The sequence below is a fragment of the Marinobacter sp. DUT-3 genome (assembly GCF_050379435.1).
In the GTDB taxonomy this organism is placed as follows: Bacteria; Pseudomonadota; Gammaproteobacteria; order Pseudomonadales; family Oleiphilaceae; genus Marinobacter.
In genome coordinates this window covers 385,436-404,824 of the sequence record NZ_JBNRMG010000001.1, presented here as the reverse complement: position 1 = coordinate 404,824, position 19,389 = coordinate 385,436, and the positions used below count along the sequence as shown (strand labels likewise).

At 57.1% G+C, this 19,389-nt stretch carries 15 protein-coding genes; 5 read left to right on the top strand and 10 right to left on the bottom strand.

Features of this window, described 5'->3' with window-relative positions; genetic code table 11:
• Nucleotides 1-84 precede the first annotated feature (84 nt).
• From malG to malE, 3 genes are all read right to left on the bottom strand, one after another.
• Nucleotides 85-975 carry a maltose ABC transporter permease MalG gene (gene malG, locus ACQUWM_RS01855; protein WP_012137814.1) on the bottom strand — a complete coding sequence of 297 codons (891 nt, stop codon included), beginning with the start codon at nt 973-975 and terminating at the stop codon, nt 85-87.
• 10 nt (nt 976-985) lie between these two features.
• Nucleotides 986-2,479, bottom strand: a complete 1,494-nt coding sequence (gene malF / locus ACQUWM_RS01850; RefSeq protein ID WP_428920996.1) for a maltose ABC transporter permease MalF — start codon at nt 2,477-2,479, stop codon at nt 986-988.
• A gap of 165 nt (nt 2,480-2,644) precedes the next feature.
• Complete coding sequence (gene malE / locus ACQUWM_RS01845) at nt 2,645-3,844, bottom strand: maltose/maltodextrin ABC transporter substrate-binding protein MalE (protein ID WP_428920995.1); 1,200 nt, start codon at nt 3,842-3,844, stop codon at nt 2,645-2,647.
• A 262-nt stretch (nt 3,845-4,106) separates the two neighbouring features.
• Here malE and ACQUWM_RS01840 point away from each other — a divergent pair, with 262 nt between their 5' ends.
• Nucleotides 4,107-5,933 (top strand): alpha-amylase, encoded by a 1,827-nt coding sequence (locus ACQUWM_RS01840; protein ID WP_428920994.1) that lies wholly within the window; start codon nt 4,107-4,109, stop codon nt 5,931-5,933.
• A 2-nt stretch (nt 5,934-5,935) separates the two neighbouring features.
• The gene (locus ACQUWM_RS01835) at nt 5,936-6,823 is read left to right on the top strand and encodes an aldo/keto reductase (RefSeq protein ID WP_428920993.1); all 888 of its coding nucleotides are present in this window, start codon (nt 5,936-5,938) and stop codon (nt 6,821-6,823) included.
• A gap of 26 nt (nt 6,824-6,849) precedes the next feature.
• On the opposite strand, the gene ACQUWM_RS01830 is transcribed toward ACQUWM_RS01835, so the two are convergent.
• The 6 genes from ACQUWM_RS01830 to ACQUWM_RS01805 all read right to left on the bottom strand — a co-directional run bounded on the left by ACQUWM_RS01830 (nt 6,850) and on the right by ACQUWM_RS01805 (nt 13,022).
• Nucleotides 6,850-8,598 (bottom strand): ABC transporter substrate-binding protein, encoded by a 1,749-nt coding sequence (locus ACQUWM_RS01830; protein ID WP_428920992.1) that lies wholly within the window; start codon nt 8,596-8,598, stop codon nt 6,850-6,852.
• A gap of 259 nt (nt 8,599-8,857) precedes the next feature.
• Nucleotides 8,858-9,133, bottom strand: a complete 276-nt coding sequence (locus tag ACQUWM_RS01825) for a DUF2160 domain-containing protein (protein ID WP_428920991.1) — start codon at nt 9,131-9,133, stop codon at nt 8,858-8,860.
• Nucleotides 9,134-9,144: 11 nt separating this feature from the next.
• Nucleotides 9,145-9,951 carry a carbohydrate ABC transporter permease gene (locus tag ACQUWM_RS01820; protein ID WP_407000165.1) on the bottom strand — a complete coding sequence of 269 codons (807 nt, stop codon included), beginning with the start codon at nt 9,949-9,951 and terminating at the stop codon, nt 9,145-9,147.
• 10 nt (nt 9,952-9,961) lie between these two features.
• Nucleotides 9,962-10,828 (bottom strand): carbohydrate ABC transporter permease, encoded by an 867-nt coding sequence (locus tag ACQUWM_RS01815; RefSeq protein WP_407000163.1) that lies wholly within the window; start codon nt 10,826-10,828, stop codon nt 9,962-9,964.
• Nucleotides 10,825-11,928, bottom strand: coding sequence for an ABC transporter ATP-binding protein (locus tag ACQUWM_RS01810; RefSeq protein WP_428920990.1), 1,104 nt, complete (start codon nt 11,926-11,928; stop codon nt 10,825-10,827). The genes ACQUWM_RS01815 and ACQUWM_RS01810 overlap by 4 nt, the downstream gene beginning before the upstream one ends.
• Complete coding sequence (locus tag ACQUWM_RS01805; protein WP_407000159.1) at nt 11,928-13,022, bottom strand: ABC transporter ATP-binding protein; 1,095 nt, start codon at nt 13,020-13,022, stop codon at nt 11,928-11,930. The genes ACQUWM_RS01810 and ACQUWM_RS01805 overlap by 1 nt, the downstream gene beginning before the upstream one ends.
• Before the next feature lie 334 nt (nt 13,023-13,356).
• Between ACQUWM_RS01805 and ACQUWM_RS01800 the strand changes: the two genes are divergently transcribed.
• The gene (locus ACQUWM_RS01800; protein WP_428920989.1) at nt 13,357-15,255 is read left to right on the top strand and encodes a sigma-54-dependent Fis family transcriptional regulator; all 1,899 of its coding nucleotides are present in this window, start codon (nt 13,357-13,359) and stop codon (nt 15,253-15,255) included.
• Here ACQUWM_RS01800 and glpK read toward each other — a convergent pair whose 3' ends face one another.
• A complete protein-coding gene (glpK, locus tag ACQUWM_RS01795; protein ID WP_407000155.1) occupies nt 15,256-16,728 on the bottom strand; it encodes a glycerol kinase GlpK in 1,473 nt (490 codons plus the stop codon).
• Nucleotides 16,729-16,932: 204 nt separating this feature from the next.
• On the opposite strand from glpK, the gene ACQUWM_RS01790 reads away from it, so the two are divergent.
• Complete coding sequence (locus ACQUWM_RS01790; RefSeq protein ID WP_407000153.1) at nt 16,933-17,691, top strand: DeoR/GlpR family transcriptional regulator; 759 nt, start codon at nt 16,933-16,935, stop codon at nt 17,689-17,691.
• Between the two features lie 162 nt (nt 17,692-17,853).
• The gene (gene glpD, locus ACQUWM_RS01785; protein WP_428920988.1) at nt 17,854-19,383 is read left to right on the top strand and encodes a glycerol-3-phosphate dehydrogenase; all 1,530 of its coding nucleotides are present in this window, start codon (nt 17,854-17,856) and stop codon (nt 19,381-19,383) included.
• The last annotated feature ends 6 nt before the right edge of the window (nt 19,384-19,389 follow it).

The following is a 19,389-nucleotide window of genomic DNA, read 5'->3' as shown; positions in this document are numbered from 1 at the left end:
CAGAGATCGCGGAAAGGCCGTGCGGGATCTTCCGTCACGGCCCGGGAGAGAGACTTCAGCGAAGCCAGGAGAACAGCAACGGCATCATCCCTTGACGCCACCGGCGGTCAGACCGCCCACAATCCATTTTTGGCAGTAAAGGAAGATCAGTGTGATGGGCAGCCCCGAGAGGACTGCTGCAGCGGCAAAGTCGCCCCACAGGTAGTTCTGCTCGTACAGGTATTGTTGTGCACCTACCGCCAGAGTCAGCTTGTCAGTATCCACCAACAGCACGGAGGCCATCGGGTATTCCATGATGGTCATAATAAAGGCCAGGATGAACACTACGACCAGGATCGGTACGGACAACGGCAGCAGAATGTAACGGAACGCCTGCCAGGTGGTGGCCCCGTCCACGATGGCCGCCTCCTCCAGGGAGCGGTCGATGGAATCGAAGTAGCCCTTGATGGTCCAGATGTGAAGCGCCATACCCCCCAGGGAGGCAACGATGACGGCACCATGGGTATTGAGTCCCAACCAGCTGACGTGATTGCCTATCTTGTCAAACAGGGCATACAGCGCCACCAGGGACAGCACCGGCGGAAACATCTGGAAGATCAGCATGGACTTGAGCACAAAGCCCTTACCCGCGAAGCGCATGCGGGCGAAGGCATAGGCGCTGGTGGTGGACAGCGCCAGGATCAGCACGGCGGAAACCACCGCAATCTTGATGGAATTCCACAGCCACAGCAGTACCGGGAACGGCGGCTGAGTCACTGTGCCGTCTTCGCCGGTATAGGGAATGCCAAGCGCCAGATACCAGTGCTCCAGCGAAGGATTCTCCGGCAGCAGGCTGCCGGAGGCGAAGTTACCGCTGCGGAAGGAGATGGAGATCACCATCAGCAGCGGAAAGAGAATGATCACGATGAACCCCAGCATCCCCAGGTGGGATGCCAGAACGCGATACTTGGTGGAGCGGGGTTGAACCATCGCCATGGGTAGCTCCTTATACTTTGACTTTGGACAGTTTCAGGTTGATCAGCGACAGGGCGCCAACCACCAGGAAGATGGCTGTGGCAATCGCAGCCGCCAGGCCAAAGTTCTGTCCGGAATCCTGGAACGCGATGCGGTAGGTGTAGCTCACCAGCAGGTCTGTGGTGCCTGCGGGTGTGCTGGCACCGATAATATCGGGGGCACCACCGGTCAACAGGGCGATCAGGACGAAGTTGTTGAAATTGAACGCGAAGCTTGCGATCAACAGCGGCATCAGCGGCTTGATGATCAGCGGCAGGGTGACATTGAACAGATTGTTCACCGGCCCTGCCCCATCCATGGCGGATGCCTCGTAAAGATCCCGTGGAATCGCCTGCAGCAGGCCCATGGTAAGCAACATCATGTAGGGGTAGCCAAGCCAGGTATTCACGATCAGGATCATGGTGCGGGCCAGAGCCGGGTCGCTGAACCAGTCTGGTCGCATGCCGAACAGCCCCTCCAGCACCAGGTTGATCTCACCGAAGTTCTGGTTGAACAGGCCCTTGAACACCAGGATTGAGATGAACGCCGGCACCGCATAGGGCAGGATCAGCATGGTGCGGTAGAAACCCTTGCCGCGGATCTGGTCCCACTGCAGCAGGTTTGCCAGCAGCAACCCAAGCGCCAGGGTAAACACCACTGTGGCCACCGCAAAGGACAGCGTCCACACGAAGATCTCGAAAAACGGCCCGCGAATCGTCGGGTCGGAAACCACCTTCAGGTAGTTGTCCCAGCCAATATTCACCGTCCATCCCGGCGACAGGGCTTCACCATCGGCACTTCGGTAGAAGCCGGTGTCGTGATCCGGAAAATAGGTCACGTCCGTCTGATTGTTGGTAATGCTGCCATTGTCGTGCAGGGTGAACTGGTCACTGATCGCTGCAAATGAACGCAGGCTGGCCATGCTCAGCGCACGACCGTCTTCGGTCAGCAGATCCAGTTGCGACAGCTCCGATCTGCGCTGAATGATAGCCCGTATCGCCAGTGGATCTCCCGCCGGCTTCGTTGAGGCGGGCAGAACCGGCACGTCCGTTTCCGAGCCGTCCAGTTCCAGAGGTGCCGTGACCAGGTTCTGGTGCTCACCCTCCAGGTAAATCACGTAACCGGCATCGGTTTCGTACAAGCCGTAAACATAGCGAATGTCACCGGACTGATAGGTCCGGTCCAGCAGGTTATCCTGTACCTGCTCGAAGCTCAGGAGATTACTGGCACTGTAATTGGTAAAACCAATGCCTACGGTGTACATCAGCGGGAAAATAACAAACAGCCCCATGCCGGCCACAGCGGGAAAGATGTAGCGGTGGGCGTATAGTTTCTTGTTTACGAAGACAAATACCGCTGATGCCGTCAGTACCAGGAACAACATCGCAAACACAAATTCCTGCTGGGCGTAGAGCGCCAGTATCAGGTAGAGCGCCATTCCCACCAACGCGGCCAGAGCACCCCACTTAAGAGTCATTCGCATCATTGGAAGTCTGCTTTCGTGTCCGTAGGAGGACAGGGATTCCGTTATCATTGTAGTCAGCCTGTTTAATTCCGTCGCCACGATCGGCGACGGCAGATGTTCAACAACAGGTCAGCACAACCCGAAACACCGCCAGCCCGGTGGCTGACGGCGCTTCCGGCTGAGGCATTACCGTGTAATGCGCTGTGCTGCGGAGTTCAGGGCATCCTCAACGGACTGTCTTCCAGAAGTGATGTTCTGCAAGGCCGGCGCCATGGATGACCAGAACGCGCCCATGGCGGGCACACTCGGCATGGGCTCACCCAGTTCGGCGTTTTCGAAGGTTGCCGCGATGTTGGGGTCAGCCGACAGCTCGTCCATGAATTCCTTGTTGGCAACGGCCCCCAGGGGCACGTCGTCATTCACCATCTTCAGCCCCTTGACCGACAGCGCGTAGCTCTCCAGGAACTCAACCGCCAGTTCCTTGTTCGGGCTTGCAGAATTCAGCGTTGCCGCCATGACACCCACCATCGGCTTGCTTGGCTGGCCGTCAACGGTCGGCAGCGTGGTCACACCAAAGTTGATACCGCTTTTTTCCAGGTTGCCCCAGGCCCAGGGGCCGTTGATCATCATGGCAACCTCGCCCTTATTGAAGCCGGACTCCATGGCACTGTAGTCCGCACCACGGGGCATCACTTCTTCTTCAATCAGGGTGGCCAGCATGTTGGCGCCTTTCAGAGCGCCTTCGTTGTTAACACCGGTATCTTTTACGTCGTAGGTGCCATCGTCGTTTTGGGCGAAGATGTAACCACCAGCCGCGGCAATCATCGGCCAGGTGAAATAGGTGTTGTTGTAATCCCACAAAATGGCGCGCTTGCCATCTTCCGCGAGTTTCTCGTTAAGGGCGGGGATATCCTCGAATGCCGTCGGCGGCTCGGGCACCAGGTCCTTGTTGTAGATCAGACCGATAGACTCGACAGCCATGGGGTAACCATACATTTTGCCGTCGACAGTCACCGCATCCCAGGTGAAATCGAAATTGGCATCGATGACCCGCTGTGACGGCTTGACCTCAGAGATAATGCCACTCTGGGCCCATTCGCCAAAGCGGTCGTGTGCCCAGATGAAGATGTCCGGGCCATTTCCGGTGGCGGCGGACTGCTGGAACTTGTCAGTGGCGCTGTCCGGATGAGCCACTTCAACGGGAATACCGGTTTCTTCGGTAAACCAGTCGCCTACTTCCTGCAGGCCATCGTAGCCCTTGTCGCCGTTGATCCAGATCAGAAGCTTACCTTCCTCGATCTCGGCGTGGGCGGGTGCGGACAAACCAAAGGTTGCTGCAACAATGGAAGCGGCGAGCGTGCTGCGGATAAAGGTTCGACGATTCATCAGGTGATTCCTCTGCTTGTTCTAGCCTTATTCTTGTTGTCCGCCCTGGCACGAGGTTGGCCGGACGGGCTTAACGCAAATCTTTCTATTGCGAGTAACCGAACTGTGTTGCAATTTGCCGTTGCTGGCATCAGCCCTGTTTTCATTCCCTGAGGCGTAGAACGGGGGAGTAGTGAGGAGGAGAAAATTCCGTCTACCCCCCTCCCCTCAACTCTGGTTTGATTGCGGTACCACAACAATAAACGGAACCGGAGCTCATTGCATGAACCGCCACCCGAAAAAACTCAGGTTAACCGCCAGCCTTGTGACGTGCCTCTCCCTTGCCGGCTGCGCCGGCGGCCAGCCAGGGACCGCCGCCCCTCCCTCCGGCAACCCGTCTGCTGCAAACGGCGACGGCCTGTGTATCGCCACCCAGTCGGCAATGACCGTTTCCGTGGGTGACACGTTTGCCGACGGTGAATGGGTGCGGGATTTCTACAGCGGCGAGAAGACCCGGGTGGAAAACGGCGAAGTCACCCTGACACCGGCCCCGGAAGCCGAAGGTCTGTTATTGCTTGAGGCGGCAGATGCCCCCCAACAGAGCTTCAACTGGGCCGGTGCCACGGTGTATTTTACCGTGACCGACCGTTTCGCCAACGGCCGGACCGATAATGACCGGAATTACGGCCGCCAGCCCGACGGCAAGGACGAAATCGGCACGTTCCATGGCGGCGATTTTGCCGGCCTGACCGAAAAGCTGGATTACCTCGAAGAGCTGGGCATCAATGCCGTCTGGATCACCCCGCCCTTCGAGCAGATTCACGGCTGGGTGGGTGGCGGCGACCGTGGGGATTTCCAGCACTACGGTTACCACGGCTATTACGCCCTGGACTTTACCCGACCCGACGCCAACTTCGGTACCCGCGAGGAATTCCGCACCCTGGTGGAAGAAGCCCATGCCCGCGGCATTCGGGTGGTCGTGGACGTGGTCATGAACCACCCGGGCTACGCCACACTCCAGGACATGCAAACCTTCAACTTTGGCGGGCTACGTGACGGATTCGAGAAACACCTACCGGACCCGTGGGGCCACTGGCAACCGGAGTCCTGGGAGGATTTCCATGCCTACCACGCCCTGATCGACTACGATCACCCGAACTGGAGCAGCTGGTGGGGCAAGGACTGGGTTCGCGCCGGCATCGGCGACTATGATACCCCGCCGAAGGCCTCCATTGACCCGGTCCGTGGCTCCCTGGCGTTTCTGCCGGACTTCAAGACCGGATCCGCCAAAGCGGTTGACCTGCCGGCGTTCCTCCAGAACAAGGAGAACACCCGCGCCAGACAGCTTGATGACGCTACCGTGCAGGATTACCTGATCACCTGGCTCGCAGACTGGGTGCGGGAATTCGGTGTTGACGGTTTCCGGGTGGATACCGCCAAACACGTGGAGCCGGAAGCCTGGCAGGAACTGAAGACCGAAGCCCAGAAGGCACTGGATGCCTATCGCAGCAAGAACCCCGGGCAACCGCTGCCAGCGGAGGACTTCTGGATGGTGGCGGAGGTCTTCCCCCACACCGTCACCCGCAGCAGCTACTTTGATGCCGGCTTCGATGCGGTGATCAACTTCGACCTGCAGGAAGACGCCCTTGCCGGCGCCGCCTGCCTGCCGGAGATGGAGCCCATCTACAGCGATTACGCCGACAAGATGAACAGCGACAAGCCATTCAACGTGATGAGCTACATCTCCTCCCACGACACCCGGTTGTTCAGCCGCATTGCCGATAACGATCCTGCCATGCAGAAGCGCGCAGGCAGCGCCTTGCTGTTCACACCGGGTACCACCCAGATATTCTACGGGGATGAGACCGGGCGCCGATTCGGGCCTACCGGTTCAGACGGCCACCAGGGCACCCGTTCGGATATGAACTGGGCCGACATCGAAAACGGCAAAGCCGAACCGGTCTTGTCCCACTGGAAAAAGCTGGGGCAGTTCCGGGATCGCCATCCGGCCATTGGTGCAGGCGAGCACAAGCGACTTGGCACAGAACCCTACGTTTTCTCAAGAACCCATGGCAACGACCGCGTGGTCATCGCCTTCGGCAAGGAGTAACCATGCAAAACGCCCCAACAGAAGGATTCACACCGGAAACACCCCTGATTCTGGGGATGATGCGGCTCCACGACCATCCCGAGCTCACCCGGCCAGCAAAGCTGGCCGACTGGGTATCAGCACGAGTAGATGAAGGGCTGACTGTGTTCGACCACGCCGACATCTACGGCGCGGGCGACTGTGAACGACTGTTCGGGGATGCGCTGCGGGCATACCCGGCACTGGCCAAACGGGTTCGCGTTATCACCAAGGCAGGTATCGTACCGGCTGGCCAGGACAGTTCGTCGTGGCAGGTAAAGCACTACCGTGCCGAAGCCGATTACCTGGAGAACGCCATCAACAACGCCCTTGCATCACTGGCCGTGGAGCAGATTGATACCTTCCTGATCCACAGGCCTGACCCATTGCTGCAGGCGGGGGACGTAGCTCGGATTCTGGAAAACGCGGTAACGTCGGGAAAGGTACGGCAGATCGGTGTGTCCAACTTCCTGCCGGAACAGTGGCGATGGCTGGCCCAAAATACCGGCCTGCCACTGGTGTGCAACCAAAGCCAGTTGTCCCTCGCCCACACCGGCCCGCTGTTTGATGGCACGCTGGAAGCTCACCTTATGGACGGACTGCGCTGGCTGGCCTGGTCTCCGCTGGGTGGCGGCAACCTGGCCGAACAGATTCCCGCCGATGTTCTCGACAGGGCGCGGAATGAAACCGGACTGGATGAAACCGCACTGGCCATCGCCTGGCTGCACCAGATTCCGGGAGCACCGGTGCCAGTGCTCGGTTCCATGAACCCTGGCAGGATCCATTCCGCCCTTCGCGGCGCCCAGAGCCCACTGCCCCGCCCGCTCTGGTACCGACTTCTGGAATCCGTTCGCAACAGGGCTGTGGCCTGATACAACCGGGCAGGGCACTGCAGGCATTAACTCTCGCGAGCTTCTTCCCAGGTCTTCAGCAATTCCTCGTAGCGGACGGTTTTGCCTTGCGGCTTTTCGTTGTCCAGCTTCGGCTTGGGCGCACCTGGCTGATCCAGCCAATACTGCGGGTCACGCGGCTCGTTCAGCTTCGGACCACAGGTTTCCATTACGTTGGCACGCTCAAGACGCTGCAGGACACGATCCTGAGCTTCCGCCAGACCGTCCAGTGCTTTCTGGGGCGTTGCCTCGCCACTGGCAGCCCGGGCAATATACTGCCACCACAGCTGGGCCAGCTTCGGATAGTCAGGCACGTTGGTGCCAGTGTCTGTCCACTGAACCCGGGCCGGGCTACGGTAGAATTCCACCAGGCCACCCAGCTTTGGCGCCAATTCAGTCATCTGCTGAGAGTTGATGTCAGACTTACGAATCGGAGTCAGACCAGCGATGGTCTTCTCAAGAGAAACCGTCTTGGACACGGTGAACTGGGCGTACAGCCACGCCGCCAGACGACGCTCTTTGGGCGTGGATTTCATGAAGGTCCAGGACCCCACGTCCTGATAACCCAGCTTCATGCCCTCTTCCCAGTAGGGCCCACGAGGGGAAGGCGCCATACGCCATTTTGGTGTGCCGTCTTCATTAACGACCGGCAGGCCGTCCTCGATCATGCTGGCGGTAAAAGCGGTGTACCAGAAGATCTGCTGGGCAACGCCACCTTGCGCCGGTACCGGGCCGGCCTCGGAGAAGGTCATGCCCTGCGCCTCGGGCGGAGCGTACTTCTTCAGCCAGTCAACATACTTGTGGGTCGCGAAGACTGCTGCCGGGCCGTTGGTGGCACCCCCCCGACTCACGCTGGAGCCCACCGGATGGCACTCTTCAACGCGGATACCCCATTCATCCACCGGCAACCCGTTTGGAAGACCCTTGTCGCCCGCACCGGCCATGGAGAACCAGGCATCCGTGAAACGCCAGCCCAATGAAGGATCTTTCTTGCCGTAATCCATGTGGCCATACACGCGCTCGCCATCTATTTCCTTGACGTGCACGGTGAAGAACTCGGCAATATCTTCGTAGGCAGACCAATTAACGGGAACACCCAACTCATAGCCGTAGAGATCCTGGAACTGCTCCCTCAGATCCTCACGCTCGAACCAGTCGGCGCGGAACCAGTAAAGGTTGGCGAACTGTTGATCTGGCAACTGATAGAGTTTGCCATCAGGACCCGTTGCGAAATCCAGCCCGATGAAATCATCAAGATCCAGCGTAGGCAGCGTCACGTCCTTGCCCTCACCGTTCATGATGTCCTCGACGGCCATAACTTTACCGTAACGGAAATGGGTACCAATCAGGTCGGCGTCGTTTACCCAGCCGTCATAGATATTGCGGCCGGACTGCATCTGAGTCTGCAGCTTCTCGATAACATCCCCTTCCTGGATCAGCGTGTGGGTCAGTTCAATGCCGGTGATCTCGCTAAAAGCTTCTGCCAGTACCCTGGATTCATATTCATGAGTAGCGATGGTTTCGGAGACAACATTGATCTCCATACCACGGAAAGGTTCGGCAGCCTTGATAAACCACTCCATCTCCTTCATCTGCTCTTCTTTGCTCAGAGTTGAATTCTTGAATGCCTCATCAATCCACTTCTCGGCGGCATCAGAGTACTGATCTGCGCTGACCTGAAAGCTGAGCCCCAACCCCACCGAGCCGATAGCAGCACTCAGGAGCAGGGTTTTCGGATATTTATTGTTGTTGAACATATCCAACCTCGTTCATTTTGTTTTGGTTTGTTCGAAACGCGACGTCTTACTTCACTACACTGCGTTCCGGTTTTCCCTGTATAGCGTTTTGACCGCTGTTACTGACACCGGAGCCGAACCCACTTATTCGCTTCCGATCATTAGAAATGAAAATAGTTCGTTATAGAAATTTTACAAACGTTCTCAACGAGCAGTTACAAGGATCTTTCGGCCGTCCCTGGCAAACGAACATTTGACGTAACTCCCCTGCCATTTCCCATCACCCCCAGCGCAACAGCGCCAGAAGCCAGAGCACCGAGACCGCCAGCGCAACCCAAAGGGTTATGTCGCTGACAGCCAGAAATGCCAGATGAATGTATGCCGCAGAAAGCAGACCTATGAAAAGCCGGTCTCCACGTGTTGTCGAAATTGGCAGGAAGCCCTTACGTTCCGTGCAAGGCGACACAATTTCGTAAACGGTCATCACGGCCAGTATTCCGGCAATCACTGCAAAGAAAATGGCTACGGACGGTGTCCAGTTCATCCACGCAATCATGAGAACTCTCCCTATACCCGGCCCAGCGCGAAGCCTTTGGCGATGTGATTACGAACAAACCAGACCACCAGTACGCCTGGAACAATGGTGAGTACACCGGCTGCTGCCAGCACGCCCCAGTCAATACCGCTGGCCCCGACCGTTCGGGTCATGATGGCGGCGATGGGTTGCGCATCCACGGAGGTCAGTGTTCTTGCCAACAGCAGTTCCACCCACGAGAACATGAAGGCAAAGAACGCGGCGACACCAATCCCCGACCGGATCATCGGCAGGAAGATCTTCACGAAGAATTTCGGGAAACTGTAGCCATCAATATAGGCCATCTCGTCGTATTCGCGCGGTACACCAGACATGAAGCCCTCCAGTATCCAGACCGCCAGCGGCACGTTGAACAGGCAGTGCGCGAGCGCCACGGCAATGTGGGTATCGAATAACCCCACCGACGAATAGAGCTGGAAGAACGGCAAAAGGAAGACCGCAGGCGGCGCCATACGGTTGCTGAGCAGCCAGAAAAACAGGTGCTTGTCACCCACGAATTTGTAGCGACTGAACGCATAGGCGGCCGGCAGGGCAACCAGCAAGGTGATGGTCATGTTCATGGACACGTAGATCATCGAGTTGATGTACCCCGAGTACCAGCTGGAGTCCGTGAAGATCACTGCGTAATTATCCAGCGTGAAATTCTGCGGCCAGAAGGTGAGCCCTCCCAGAATTTCACGGTTGGTTTTGAACGACATGTTCAAAAGCCAATAGATCGGGGTCAGCAAGAGCACGATGAACAGCGTCATCCCGATGCCCTTGGAACGTGAGTAGCTCATCACTCTCTCCTTATTTTTCTTTGTCGAGGTGAGTTATGGCGGTAAAGAACAGCCAGGACACCAGCAATACGATCAGGAAGTAGATCAGCGAGAATGCCGCCGCACGGCCTATATCAAACTGACCAATCGCCATGGTTGTCAGTGTCTGACTCAGGAAGGTTGTCGAGCTGCCAGGCCCGCCACCGGTGAGAACAAAAGGCTCCGTATAGATCATGAAGCTGTCCATGAATCGCAGCAGCACCGCAATCACAAGCACACTTTTCAGGCGAGGCAACTGGATGTAGCGGAACACAGCCCACTTTGACGCACGGTCGATTTCCGCCGCCTGATAGAAGGCCTCGGGAATGGCTCTCAACCCTGAATAGCACAACAGCGCAACCAGTGGCGTCCAGTGCCACACATCCATCAGCAACACCGTCAGCCAGGCATCCACCGTGTCGCCGGTGTAGTTGTAATCAAGACCGAGCGTGTTCAGGGCCCAGCCAAATAGGCCGATATCACCGCGACCGAAGATCTGCCAGATGGTGCCCACCACGTTCCAGGGAATCAGCAACGGTATGGCCAGCAGGATCAGGCACAGAGAGGCCTTGATGCCGGACTTCGGCATCATCAGCGCCACACCAATACCAAGGGGAATCTGGATAGCCAGCACGGCACCGGAAAACAGGAATTGCCTGAGTAGCGACTCTCTCAATCGCTCATCAGCGAGCACTTCCCGAAACCACTCAGTGCCTACGTAATAGGCGTTTCCCGGACCGAAGATGTCCTGAACCGAATAGTTCACAACCGTCATCAGCGGTATCAACGCTGAAAACGCAACAAGAATGAATACTGGCAGTACGAGCCACCAGGCACGATTGTTGGGAACCTTGTTCATTGGCCCTTCTCCTCCACCAGAAACTCGTCCACGTACAGCTTCAGCCACTTTTCCGGGAAGCTGAGCTGAACCTGGCTGCCAACATCGAAATGCTGGTCCTCCGTCAGTCGGACTTTCAGTGTTTCGAAACCCAGCTTTACCGTCATGATCTTGTAGGTGCCCAAGTCCTCGACATCCAGCACCTCGGCTTCAAACGTATCGTCTGCCACAATATCCGATGCTTGAATAAACTCCGGGCGGATACCGATCTTGAGATTGTTGGATTGCAGGCGCTGCAAAAGCTCAACCTGCTGCGTATCCAGTGGTACCACCGTGCTGCCGAAGCAGACACCACGAGGGCATCGCTCCACCTCAATCAGGTTCATGCCGGGGCTGCCGATGAAGTACCCCACGAAGGTGTGATTGGGCTGTTCAAAGAGCTCCGTTGGCGTTCCGAACTGGACAATCTGGCCGTCGTACATCACCGCGATCTTGTCGGCGAAGGTGGATGCTTCCAGTTGGTCGTGGGTGACGTACACCATGGTGATGTCAAATTGCTCATGGATCTGTTTGAGCTTGCGGCGCAGTTTCCATTTGAGCTGGGGATCGATCACCGTCAGCGGTTCATCGAACAGGATGGCGGAGACATCGCCCCGAACCAGGCCACGCCCCATAGAAACTTTCTGTTTCTGGTCCGCGGAGAGGTTCTTGGCCTTTTTGTGCAGCTCGCTCTCAATTTCCAGAATCCCGGCAATTTCGTTCACTTTGGCCTTGATCTGGGACTTGGGCACACCGGTATTCTTGAGGGGAAACGCCAGGTTCTGGAACACCGTCATCGAGTCGTAGATAACGGGAAACTGGAAAACCTGGGCAATGTTCCGGTCCCGCGGAGACAACTCATTGACCCGCTTGCCGTCGAACAGCACATCGCCTTCCGACGGCTGGAGCAGTCCCGAGATGATATTCAGCATCGTACTCTTGCCACAGCCGGAGGGCCCCAGCAAGGCGTAGGCACCGCCCTTCTCCCAGACATGGTCCAGATGGCGGATTGCGTAGTCATCGGGCCCCGCCGGCGTATCGCTGTAACTGTGGGCCAGAGACTTCAAATGAATTTCAGCCATCAGATCGTCCCTCCTGTTACCTGCGTCGGGGTATGCACAAGCTTTTCGTCTTTATCGAATACAAACAGCTTGTGAATAGGCAGATAGATCTTGATGGGCGACCCGGTGTGATACTGGTGTACCCCCATCAGTTGCATCACCATCTCGAAGTGCCGGTTACGCACGTGCATGAAGGTTTCCGAGCCACTGATCTCGCTGAGTTCCACCTCCATGGACATCTCAAGGTCGTCCTCATTGTTGGGAACAAGCCCGATATGACTTGGCCGGATACCAAACCAGTAATCACCGGGCTCGATTTTCGCCAGCTCCCGGGTCAGTGCATGGTGAGAATATTCATCAAAGGTGACCTCGGTGTCGGTAACGCGCCCTTTGATCATGTTCATGGGCGGCTCACTGAACAGCTGCGCTGCCAGGGTGTTCACCGGGTTGCGGTAAACCTCCATGACCGGGCCGGACTGAACGATGCGCCCCTGGTCGAGCAGCGTGGTGACGCCCCCCAGCGCCAGCGCTTCGTTTGCTTCGGTGGTTGCGTAGATCGCAATGCACTGGCGTTCACGGAACAGATCCCGCAGTTCAGCACGCAACTCCTCACGCAGTTTGTAGTCGAGGTTCACCAGGGGCTCGTCAAACAGAATCAGCGTCGCGTCTTTGACCAGCGCCCGGGCCATCGCTGTGCGCTGTTGCTGACCGCCGGACAGTTCCAGCGGATAGCGCTTCAACAGCGGGTCAATCTGCAACATGTTCGCGGTTTCTTTCACTCGCCGATCAATCTCACTCTCCTTCATCTTTGCCAGACGCAGGGGCGAGGCGATGTTTTCGTAAACCGTTAGATTGGGGTAGTTAATGAACTGCTGATAGATCATCGAGACATTGCGTTGCTGAACGCTTTGCCCGGTCACATCATGGCCGTTATAGATGAGGCGACCTTCGTCAGGCTTGTCCAGACCGGCCATCAGCCGCATCAGTGAGGTTTTACCAGCCAGTGTGCGCCCGAGCAGTACGTTGAACGACCCCGCCTCAAACGTGATGTTCGCGTCCCGGATGTAATCGACTCCATCCACGGCACGGGAGAGATTCTCCAGCGTTAAGGACATAGGCTTTCCTTTGTTGTTCTTGTTAAACGTTATTCGCCGGCAGCTGACCGACGGAAATTCGATTTCGAATACACAAAGGCAAAGCCCGTACCAGTAAGGGCCATAATTAGGAGCGAAATCCTATATTATTGTTTTTAATAGATTTAATATTACATGGAATTTCTTTACTGAAAACAAAAATGTTCGTTATCAAACTTTTTGTTCAATTTGAACATTGACCTGAACAATCATTGAGCACATTATTGAACACCATTGCGAACAGATTCGTTGTACCCACCGGCCTGGACGGCCACCACAAAAACAAAACGAAATCGCAGGAACGCGGAGGACTCGCGTGAAACCACAACACGAACGGACGGAATACCGGTCTACCATTGCCGATTCCTGGAACCGCTGTCTCGGCTACGGGCTCCACCACGACCATGAACCTGAGCCGGCGAACCTTGACGACCAGGCACGTGAAGCTCTGGAACATGACTACGAAGCATTACTGAGCACCACAGAAACAGAAGTGCTGCCCTACTACGACAACATCATGTCCAACAGCCGCTGCCTGATCCTGCTTGCGGATTCCGAAGCCCAGGTATTGAAGGGCTGGGGCGATCGCCGTGTTACCGAGAGCTACCGACACCCCTGGTTCAGCGCAGGGGCAAGCTGGCATGAGCGTCATGCCGGCACCAATGCCATCGGCACTTCCATTGCGATTCGATCGCCGATACAGGTGCAGCGAAACGAACATTTTCTCAAGCTGAACCGCGGCATCATCAGTTCCGCCGCCCCCATCTTCGATACCGACAGAGCCCTGGTGGGTGTACTCAGCGCCTTCAGCGACGCCTACCTGCCCCAGGCCCACACCCTGGGAATGGTCCGGCTGCTATCGCAATCGGTGGAGAACCGCCTGATTGTCCGGCAACTGGGGGGAGACCATTTTATCCTTACCCTCAACACCACGGCGGATAACATCGACAGCCCCTGGTCCGGTCTGATTGCGTTTGATCAAACCGGGCGTGTTATTGCGTCCAATCAGCGGGCCGACCAGTTGCTCGGTGAACCGGTCTTCGGACGCAACCTGAGCTCCCTGTTTACTGAAAACCGGAGCCAGGTACTTAACCATTCCCACAACGCGCCTCTCCAGCTCACAACCACCAAAAGGGTACGATTGTCAGGGCTCCTCAAACGCCCGGTATCGGTTTGCGCCCCCGGCCCGAAGCCGCTACGCTCCGCGCCCCGCCCCAGGCCATCGGAGCCTCGCCAATCCGGCGTTTCCCCGGGTGATATCGAGTATGGCGACCCACGGGTCCGACGTTGTGCCAGCCAGGCCGGCAAGGTGCTGGAACGGGGGGTTCCGATACTGATCTGTGGCGAAACCGGTGTTGGCAAGGAAGTCATGGTCAAAGCCCTGCACGGGACCAGCAAGCGGCGGGGCCAGCCTCTGGTGTCGGTCAACTGTGCGGCCATTCCTCCGGAACTGGTCGAATCCGAGCTCTTCGGTTACGAGGCGGGCGCGTTCACCGGCGCCCGCGCCCAGGGCTCCCTTGGCCTGATACGAAAGGCCGACAAAGGCATCCTGTTTCTCGACGAGATCGGTGAAATGCCGCTTGCCGCCCAGTCCAGACTGCTGCGGGTACTGCAGGAACGGGAAGTCACGCCGGTGGGGTCGACAGAGCGCATCCCGGTGGACATCCTGCTGGTGTCGGCCACCAACCGCCCGTTATCCGACCGGATCGACAGCGGTGATTTCCGTGCTGACCTCTATTACCGCATCAACGGCTTATGCGTTGAACTGCCGCCACTGCGGGAGCGGATGGACAGGCGCGAACTCATCCGCAGAATTTACCAGGAGCACCGCGATGACGGCCAGCCTGCCTCCCTGAACACGGAGGTGATGGCGGCACTGGAAAACCATCCCTGGCCCGGCAACATTCGCCAGCTGGTGAACATCGTTCGTGTGGCTGTTGCCATTGCAGACGGCGATGAAGTGCAGCTCTGGCACCTGCCGGAGGACTTTCTGGCGGAATACGAAGACCGTAAGGAAACGACGCAAAAGCCGGTATTCGATGCCTCGTCGTTCCGCGAAACGCCCCAGGCCAACGATAACTCCCGCAACGACACCATGAACCAGACCCTCGTGGTCTATCAGCAGTGCATGGGAAACGTGTCTCGCGCTGCCAGGGAGTTGGCCGTCAGTCGCAACACCCTGTACAAACGCCTTCGGGATCTTGGGGTGAGGTAGTCAGAGTTTACGGATGGCCGTGCTCCAGCCCTCATACAGCTTGTCGCGCCGGGCCTTGGTCATCACTGCCTCGAAGCTTCGGTCGCAACGCCACATACTGCTCAGGTCATCGAGGGACTTGTAAACGCCAGCCTGAAGGCCCGCCAGGTAGGCCGCCCCGAGAGCCGTGGTTTCCACCAGCGCCGGTCGGTCGACCCGCGCCCCCAGAATATCCGCCAGGAACTGCAGTACCCAGTTGTTGGCAACCATGCCACCATCCACACGCAGGGTGATGGGCCGGATCCCGTCCTTTTCCATGGCTTTCTGCAGATCCTTGGTCTGGTAACAAACCGATTGCAGGCCCGCGGTCACAATTTCCTTTATACCGGTATCCCGGGTCAGCCCGAAAATGGCGCCACGGGCATTGGGGTCCCAATAAGGGGCGCCCAGCCCGGTGAAGGCCGGTACCAGATAGACACCGTGGTCCACCGGCGTGCCCTCAGCAAGCGGCTCGGTCTCGCATGCATCTCTGATCAGCTGCAGGCCATCGCGCAACCACTGGATGGCAGCACCGGCGATAAAGATACTGCCTTCCAGCGCGTAGACCGGTTTGCCATTCAAACGATACGCCACGGTGGTCAGCAGGCGGTGCTCCGACGTCAGTGCCTTGTCGCCAGTATTTAGCATCAGAAAGCAGCCGGTCCCGTAGGTACTTTTTGCCATGCCGGTTTTAAAGCAGGTCTGTCCAAACAGCGCTGCCTGCTGATCACCGGCCATACCCATGACCGAGACACCATCCAGACGCCCGTTACCCACAATCCGGCCGAAGTCCGCCGCCGAATCCATGACATCGGGTAACAGGGATTCCGGTATCCCGAACAGATCCAGCAGCTCCTGATCCCATTGCTGATCATGGATATTAAAGAGCATGGTTCGGCTCGCGTTGGTGGCGTCAGTACGATGCACCTTACCGGCAGTCAGGCGCCAGAGCAGGAAGCTATCGATGGTGCCAAAGGCCAGCTCGCCCTTTTCAGCCCGTTGCCTGGCCCCGGGGACGTTATCAAGAACCCAGCGAATTTTCGTCGCCGAAAAGTAAGGATCGATCAACAACCCGGTTTTACTGTTCACCGACGGTTCCCGGCTCTGTTTTTTCAGGGTTTCGCACCATTCTGCGGTTCTTCGGTCCTGCCAGACGATGGCTGGATAGACCGGTTCACCGGTCGCCCGGTCCCAGAGTATGGTGGTCTCTCTCTGATTGGTGATTCCAACGGCAACCACCTCGTCGTTTTCGCTGCAGCCCTTGTCCATGACGTCATCACAGGTTTCCCTGACCGTGCGCCATATATCCTCGGGGTCGTGCTCTACCCAGCCGCTGGCGGGGTAGTGCTGGGAAAATTCCTGTTGGCTAACGGCGTGTATATTGCCGTCCAGCGTGAACAAAATGGCACGAGAACTGGTGGTTCCCTGATCGATCGACAGAATGTACTGAGTCATGGTTGCTTTGCCTCGGGTGTTCTTATTTTTTCGCATTTTTACTTTTCTGAAAACAAAAGCCAACCCTTTTCACTAACGCGAAACACCCATACCGCCACAAGCCCCTAAAAAGGCTGCATAAAGACGTAAAACACTCTAGACTGACCGGGAGCAATGAATCGCTATTTCGTTCGTTACAGAAAACCGAACGCCGGAGGAAGTTGAATGGCACAGCGACGCAGGCAGGATCTGATCATGGAATTGATCCAGCAGAACGGCTTTGTCACGACAGAACAGCTGGTGGACCAGTTTAAAGTCACGCCGCAGACCATTCGCCGGGACCTGAACGACCTGGCCAGCCAGAAAAAACTCCGTCGCCACCATGGCGGCGCCGGTATCGATTCCAGCACGATGAACACCGCCTACCAGGCTCGCAAGATCATGGATCTGGAAGCAAAGGAACGTATCGCTGAAGCCCTGGTGGAGATGATTCCGGACAACTCCTCCCTGTTCATCAACATCGGAACCACCACGGAAACCATCGCCAAGGCACTGCTCGAAAAAAACAACCTTCAGGTGGTGACCAACAACCTGCACGTGGCCTCTATTCTCTCCGCCAAGGAAGACTTTCATATCATCATCGCCGGCGGTGAAGTCCGGAATCGCGATGGTGGCATTGTGGGTGAAGCCACCCGGGACTTTATCAATCAGTTCAAGATGGACTTCGGCATCATAGGGATCAGCGGCATTCACGCTGACGGCTCATTGCTGGACTTCGACTACCGGGAAGTCCGCGTCGCCCAGTCCATTATCGAAAATTCCAGCCAGGTTCTGCTCGCCGCCGACCACTCCAAGTTTGGCCGCAATGCCATGGTTCGTCTGGGCAGCATCGCCCAGGCCGATCACGTGTTTACCGACGAGCCGCCTCCCGTCGAGATCCGCCAGTTGTTGCGCGAGAACAACGTGGAACTGCACCTGGTCTGACCTTCCCTGCTGATTACGGTTTTCGCTTGCTGAATGCTATTGAGAAGGCCCCCTGCTTGCTCGCCCTCTCCTTTTCGTTTTTTTTCTTTATTTTCCTTTACGAATATATCTTGCTTTCGCATAATGGATGAACACGTTATTGGCGTCAGGAGATGACACAGGATGGCCGAGGAGAACAACCAATTCGACGTTGTCGTTGTGGGAGGCGGTGTTAACGGAACGGGGATCGCAATGGATGCCGCGGGCCGGGGTCTCAAGGTGTTGCTTTGCGAAATGAATGACCTCGCCTCGGCGACATCCTCAAGCAGCAGCAAGCTGATCCACGGCGGATTGCGTTACCTGGAGCACTATGAGTTTCGACTGGTGCGGGAAGCCCTGGCAGAGAGGGAGTCCCTGTTGCGAAATTCTCCCCACATCATGTGGCCAATGCGCTTCCGGCTGCCCCACCGCCCTCACCTTCGCCCCGCCTGGATGATCAGAATGGGGCTGTTTCTCTACGATCACCTCGCCAAGCGGGAAGTTCTGCCGGGGTCGCGGTCCATCAGGTTCGATGAAAAGGACCCGCTCAAATCTGACATCACCAAAGGATTCGAATACTCCGACGGCTGGGTCGACGACGCCCGCCTGGTTGTACTGACGGCCAAGAAGGCACAGGAATACGGCGCTACCATTCTGACCAGAACCAAGTGCATCAACGCCGAGCGCGGAGCGGATTCATGGAATGTCTCGCTTCAGGACATGAACGACGACCGCGTTCACCAAGTGTCTGCAAAAGTCATTGTGAACGCCTCCGGCCCCTGGGTCAGCCGCCTGTTCAGTGAGAGCCTCGCCATGAAGGCTCCGAAAGTCATTCGCATGGTCAAGGGCAGCCACATTGTTGTTCCCCGCCTGAACCGCGAGACAGAGGCTTATATTCTTCAGAACGAGGACGAGCGCATTGTTTTCGTCATCCCCTACGAGGATGAGTTCTCCCTGGTTGGCACAACCGATGTGGACTACGAGGGGGATCCGAAGAAAGCAAAAATTTCATCGGAAGAAACCAGCTACCTGCTGGATATTGTTAACTCCTACTTCAAGCGCCAGCTGACAGAGAGCGATGTCATCTGGTCCTATTCCGGTGTTCGCCCGCTGATGGACGATGAAGAAGGTGATGCCAAGAAAGCCTCCCGGGACTACTCGTTTGAGGTCAGCGCCGAAAAGGACATGGCCCCGGTAATTTCCGTATTTGGCGGCAAGATCACGACCTATCGCAAACTGGCAGAAGCCGCGACAGACAAGCTGTGTCAGTTCTTCCCGCACGCCAAAGGCCCCTGGACCAAAAACAGCGTTCTGCCCGGTGGTGACTTTGAAAACCACGACACCCTGGAGGCTCGCATATCCACGGATTATCCATGGCTTCCAGAAGTCGTCTACAGCCGGTATGTGCGCACCTATGGGACCAATGCCTATGACATTCTGGGCGGCGCGACATCCATTCAGGATTTGGGCTTCCGGTTTGCGGGTACGCTCTATGAACGGGAAGTGGAATACCTGATCAGACACGAATGGGCAATGACGTCAGAGGACATCCTTTGGCGCCGCACAAAACAGGGGCTATACGCCACTGACGAAGATGTCCGCGAGCTGGAAAGGTATCTGTCGGCTCAGGCAACCCCGCAGCCACAGACCGCGACTCTACACGACAGCGCGTGACTCGTT

What these genes read in the sequence shown, in the direction of transcription:
- malG (WP_012137814.1), bottom strand. Translation starts at nt 975, where the DNA reads ATGGCGATGGTTCAACCCCGCTCCACCAAGTATCGCGTTCTGGCATCC.
- malF (WP_428920996.1), bottom strand. Translation starts at nt 2,479, where the DNA reads ATGATGCGAATGACTCTTAAGTGGGGTGCTCTGGCCGCGTTGGTGGGA.
- malE (WP_428920995.1), bottom strand. Translation starts at nt 3,844, where the DNA reads ATGAATCGTCGAACCTTTATCCGCAGCACGCTCGCCGCTTCCATTGTT.
- ACQUWM_RS01840 (WP_428920994.1), top strand. Translation starts at nt 4,107, where the DNA reads ATGAACCGCCACCCGAAAAAACTCAGGTTAACCGCCAGCCTTGTGACG.
- ACQUWM_RS01835 (WP_428920993.1), top strand. Translation starts at nt 5,936, where the DNA reads ATGCAAAACGCCCCAACAGAAGGATTCACACCGGAAACACCCCTGATT.
- ACQUWM_RS01830 (WP_428920992.1), bottom strand. Translation starts at nt 8,598, where the DNA reads ATGTTCAACAACAATAAATATCCGAAAACCCTGCTCCTGAGTGCTGCT.
- ACQUWM_RS01825 (WP_428920991.1), bottom strand. Translation starts at nt 9,133, where the DNA reads ATGATTGCGTGGATGAACTGGACACCGTCCGTAGCCATTTTCTTTGCA.
- ACQUWM_RS01820 (WP_407000165.1), bottom strand. Translation starts at nt 9,951, where the DNA reads ATGAGCTACTCACGTTCCAAGGGCATCGGGATGACGCTGTTCATCGTG.
- ACQUWM_RS01815 (WP_407000163.1), bottom strand. Translation starts at nt 10,828, where the DNA reads ATGAACAAGGTTCCCAACAATCGTGCCTGGTGGCTCGTACTGCCAGTA.
- ACQUWM_RS01810 (WP_428920990.1), bottom strand. Translation starts at nt 11,928, where the DNA reads ATGGCTGAAATTCATTTGAAGTCTCTGGCCCACAGTTACAGCGATACG.
- ACQUWM_RS01805 (WP_407000159.1), bottom strand. Translation starts at nt 13,022, where the DNA reads ATGTCCTTAACGCTGGAGAATCTCTCCCGTGCCGTGGATGGAGTCGAT.
- glpK (WP_407000155.1), bottom strand. Translation starts at nt 16,728, where the DNA reads ATGACTCAGTACATTCTGTCGATCGATCAGGGAACCACCAGTTCTCGT.
- ACQUWM_RS01790 (WP_407000153.1), top strand. Translation starts at nt 16,933, where the DNA reads ATGGCACAGCGACGCAGGCAGGATCTGATCATGGAATTGATCCAGCAG.
- glpD (WP_428920988.1), top strand. Translation starts at nt 17,854, where the DNA reads ATGGCCGAGGAGAACAACCAATTCGACGTTGTCGTTGTGGGAGGCGGT.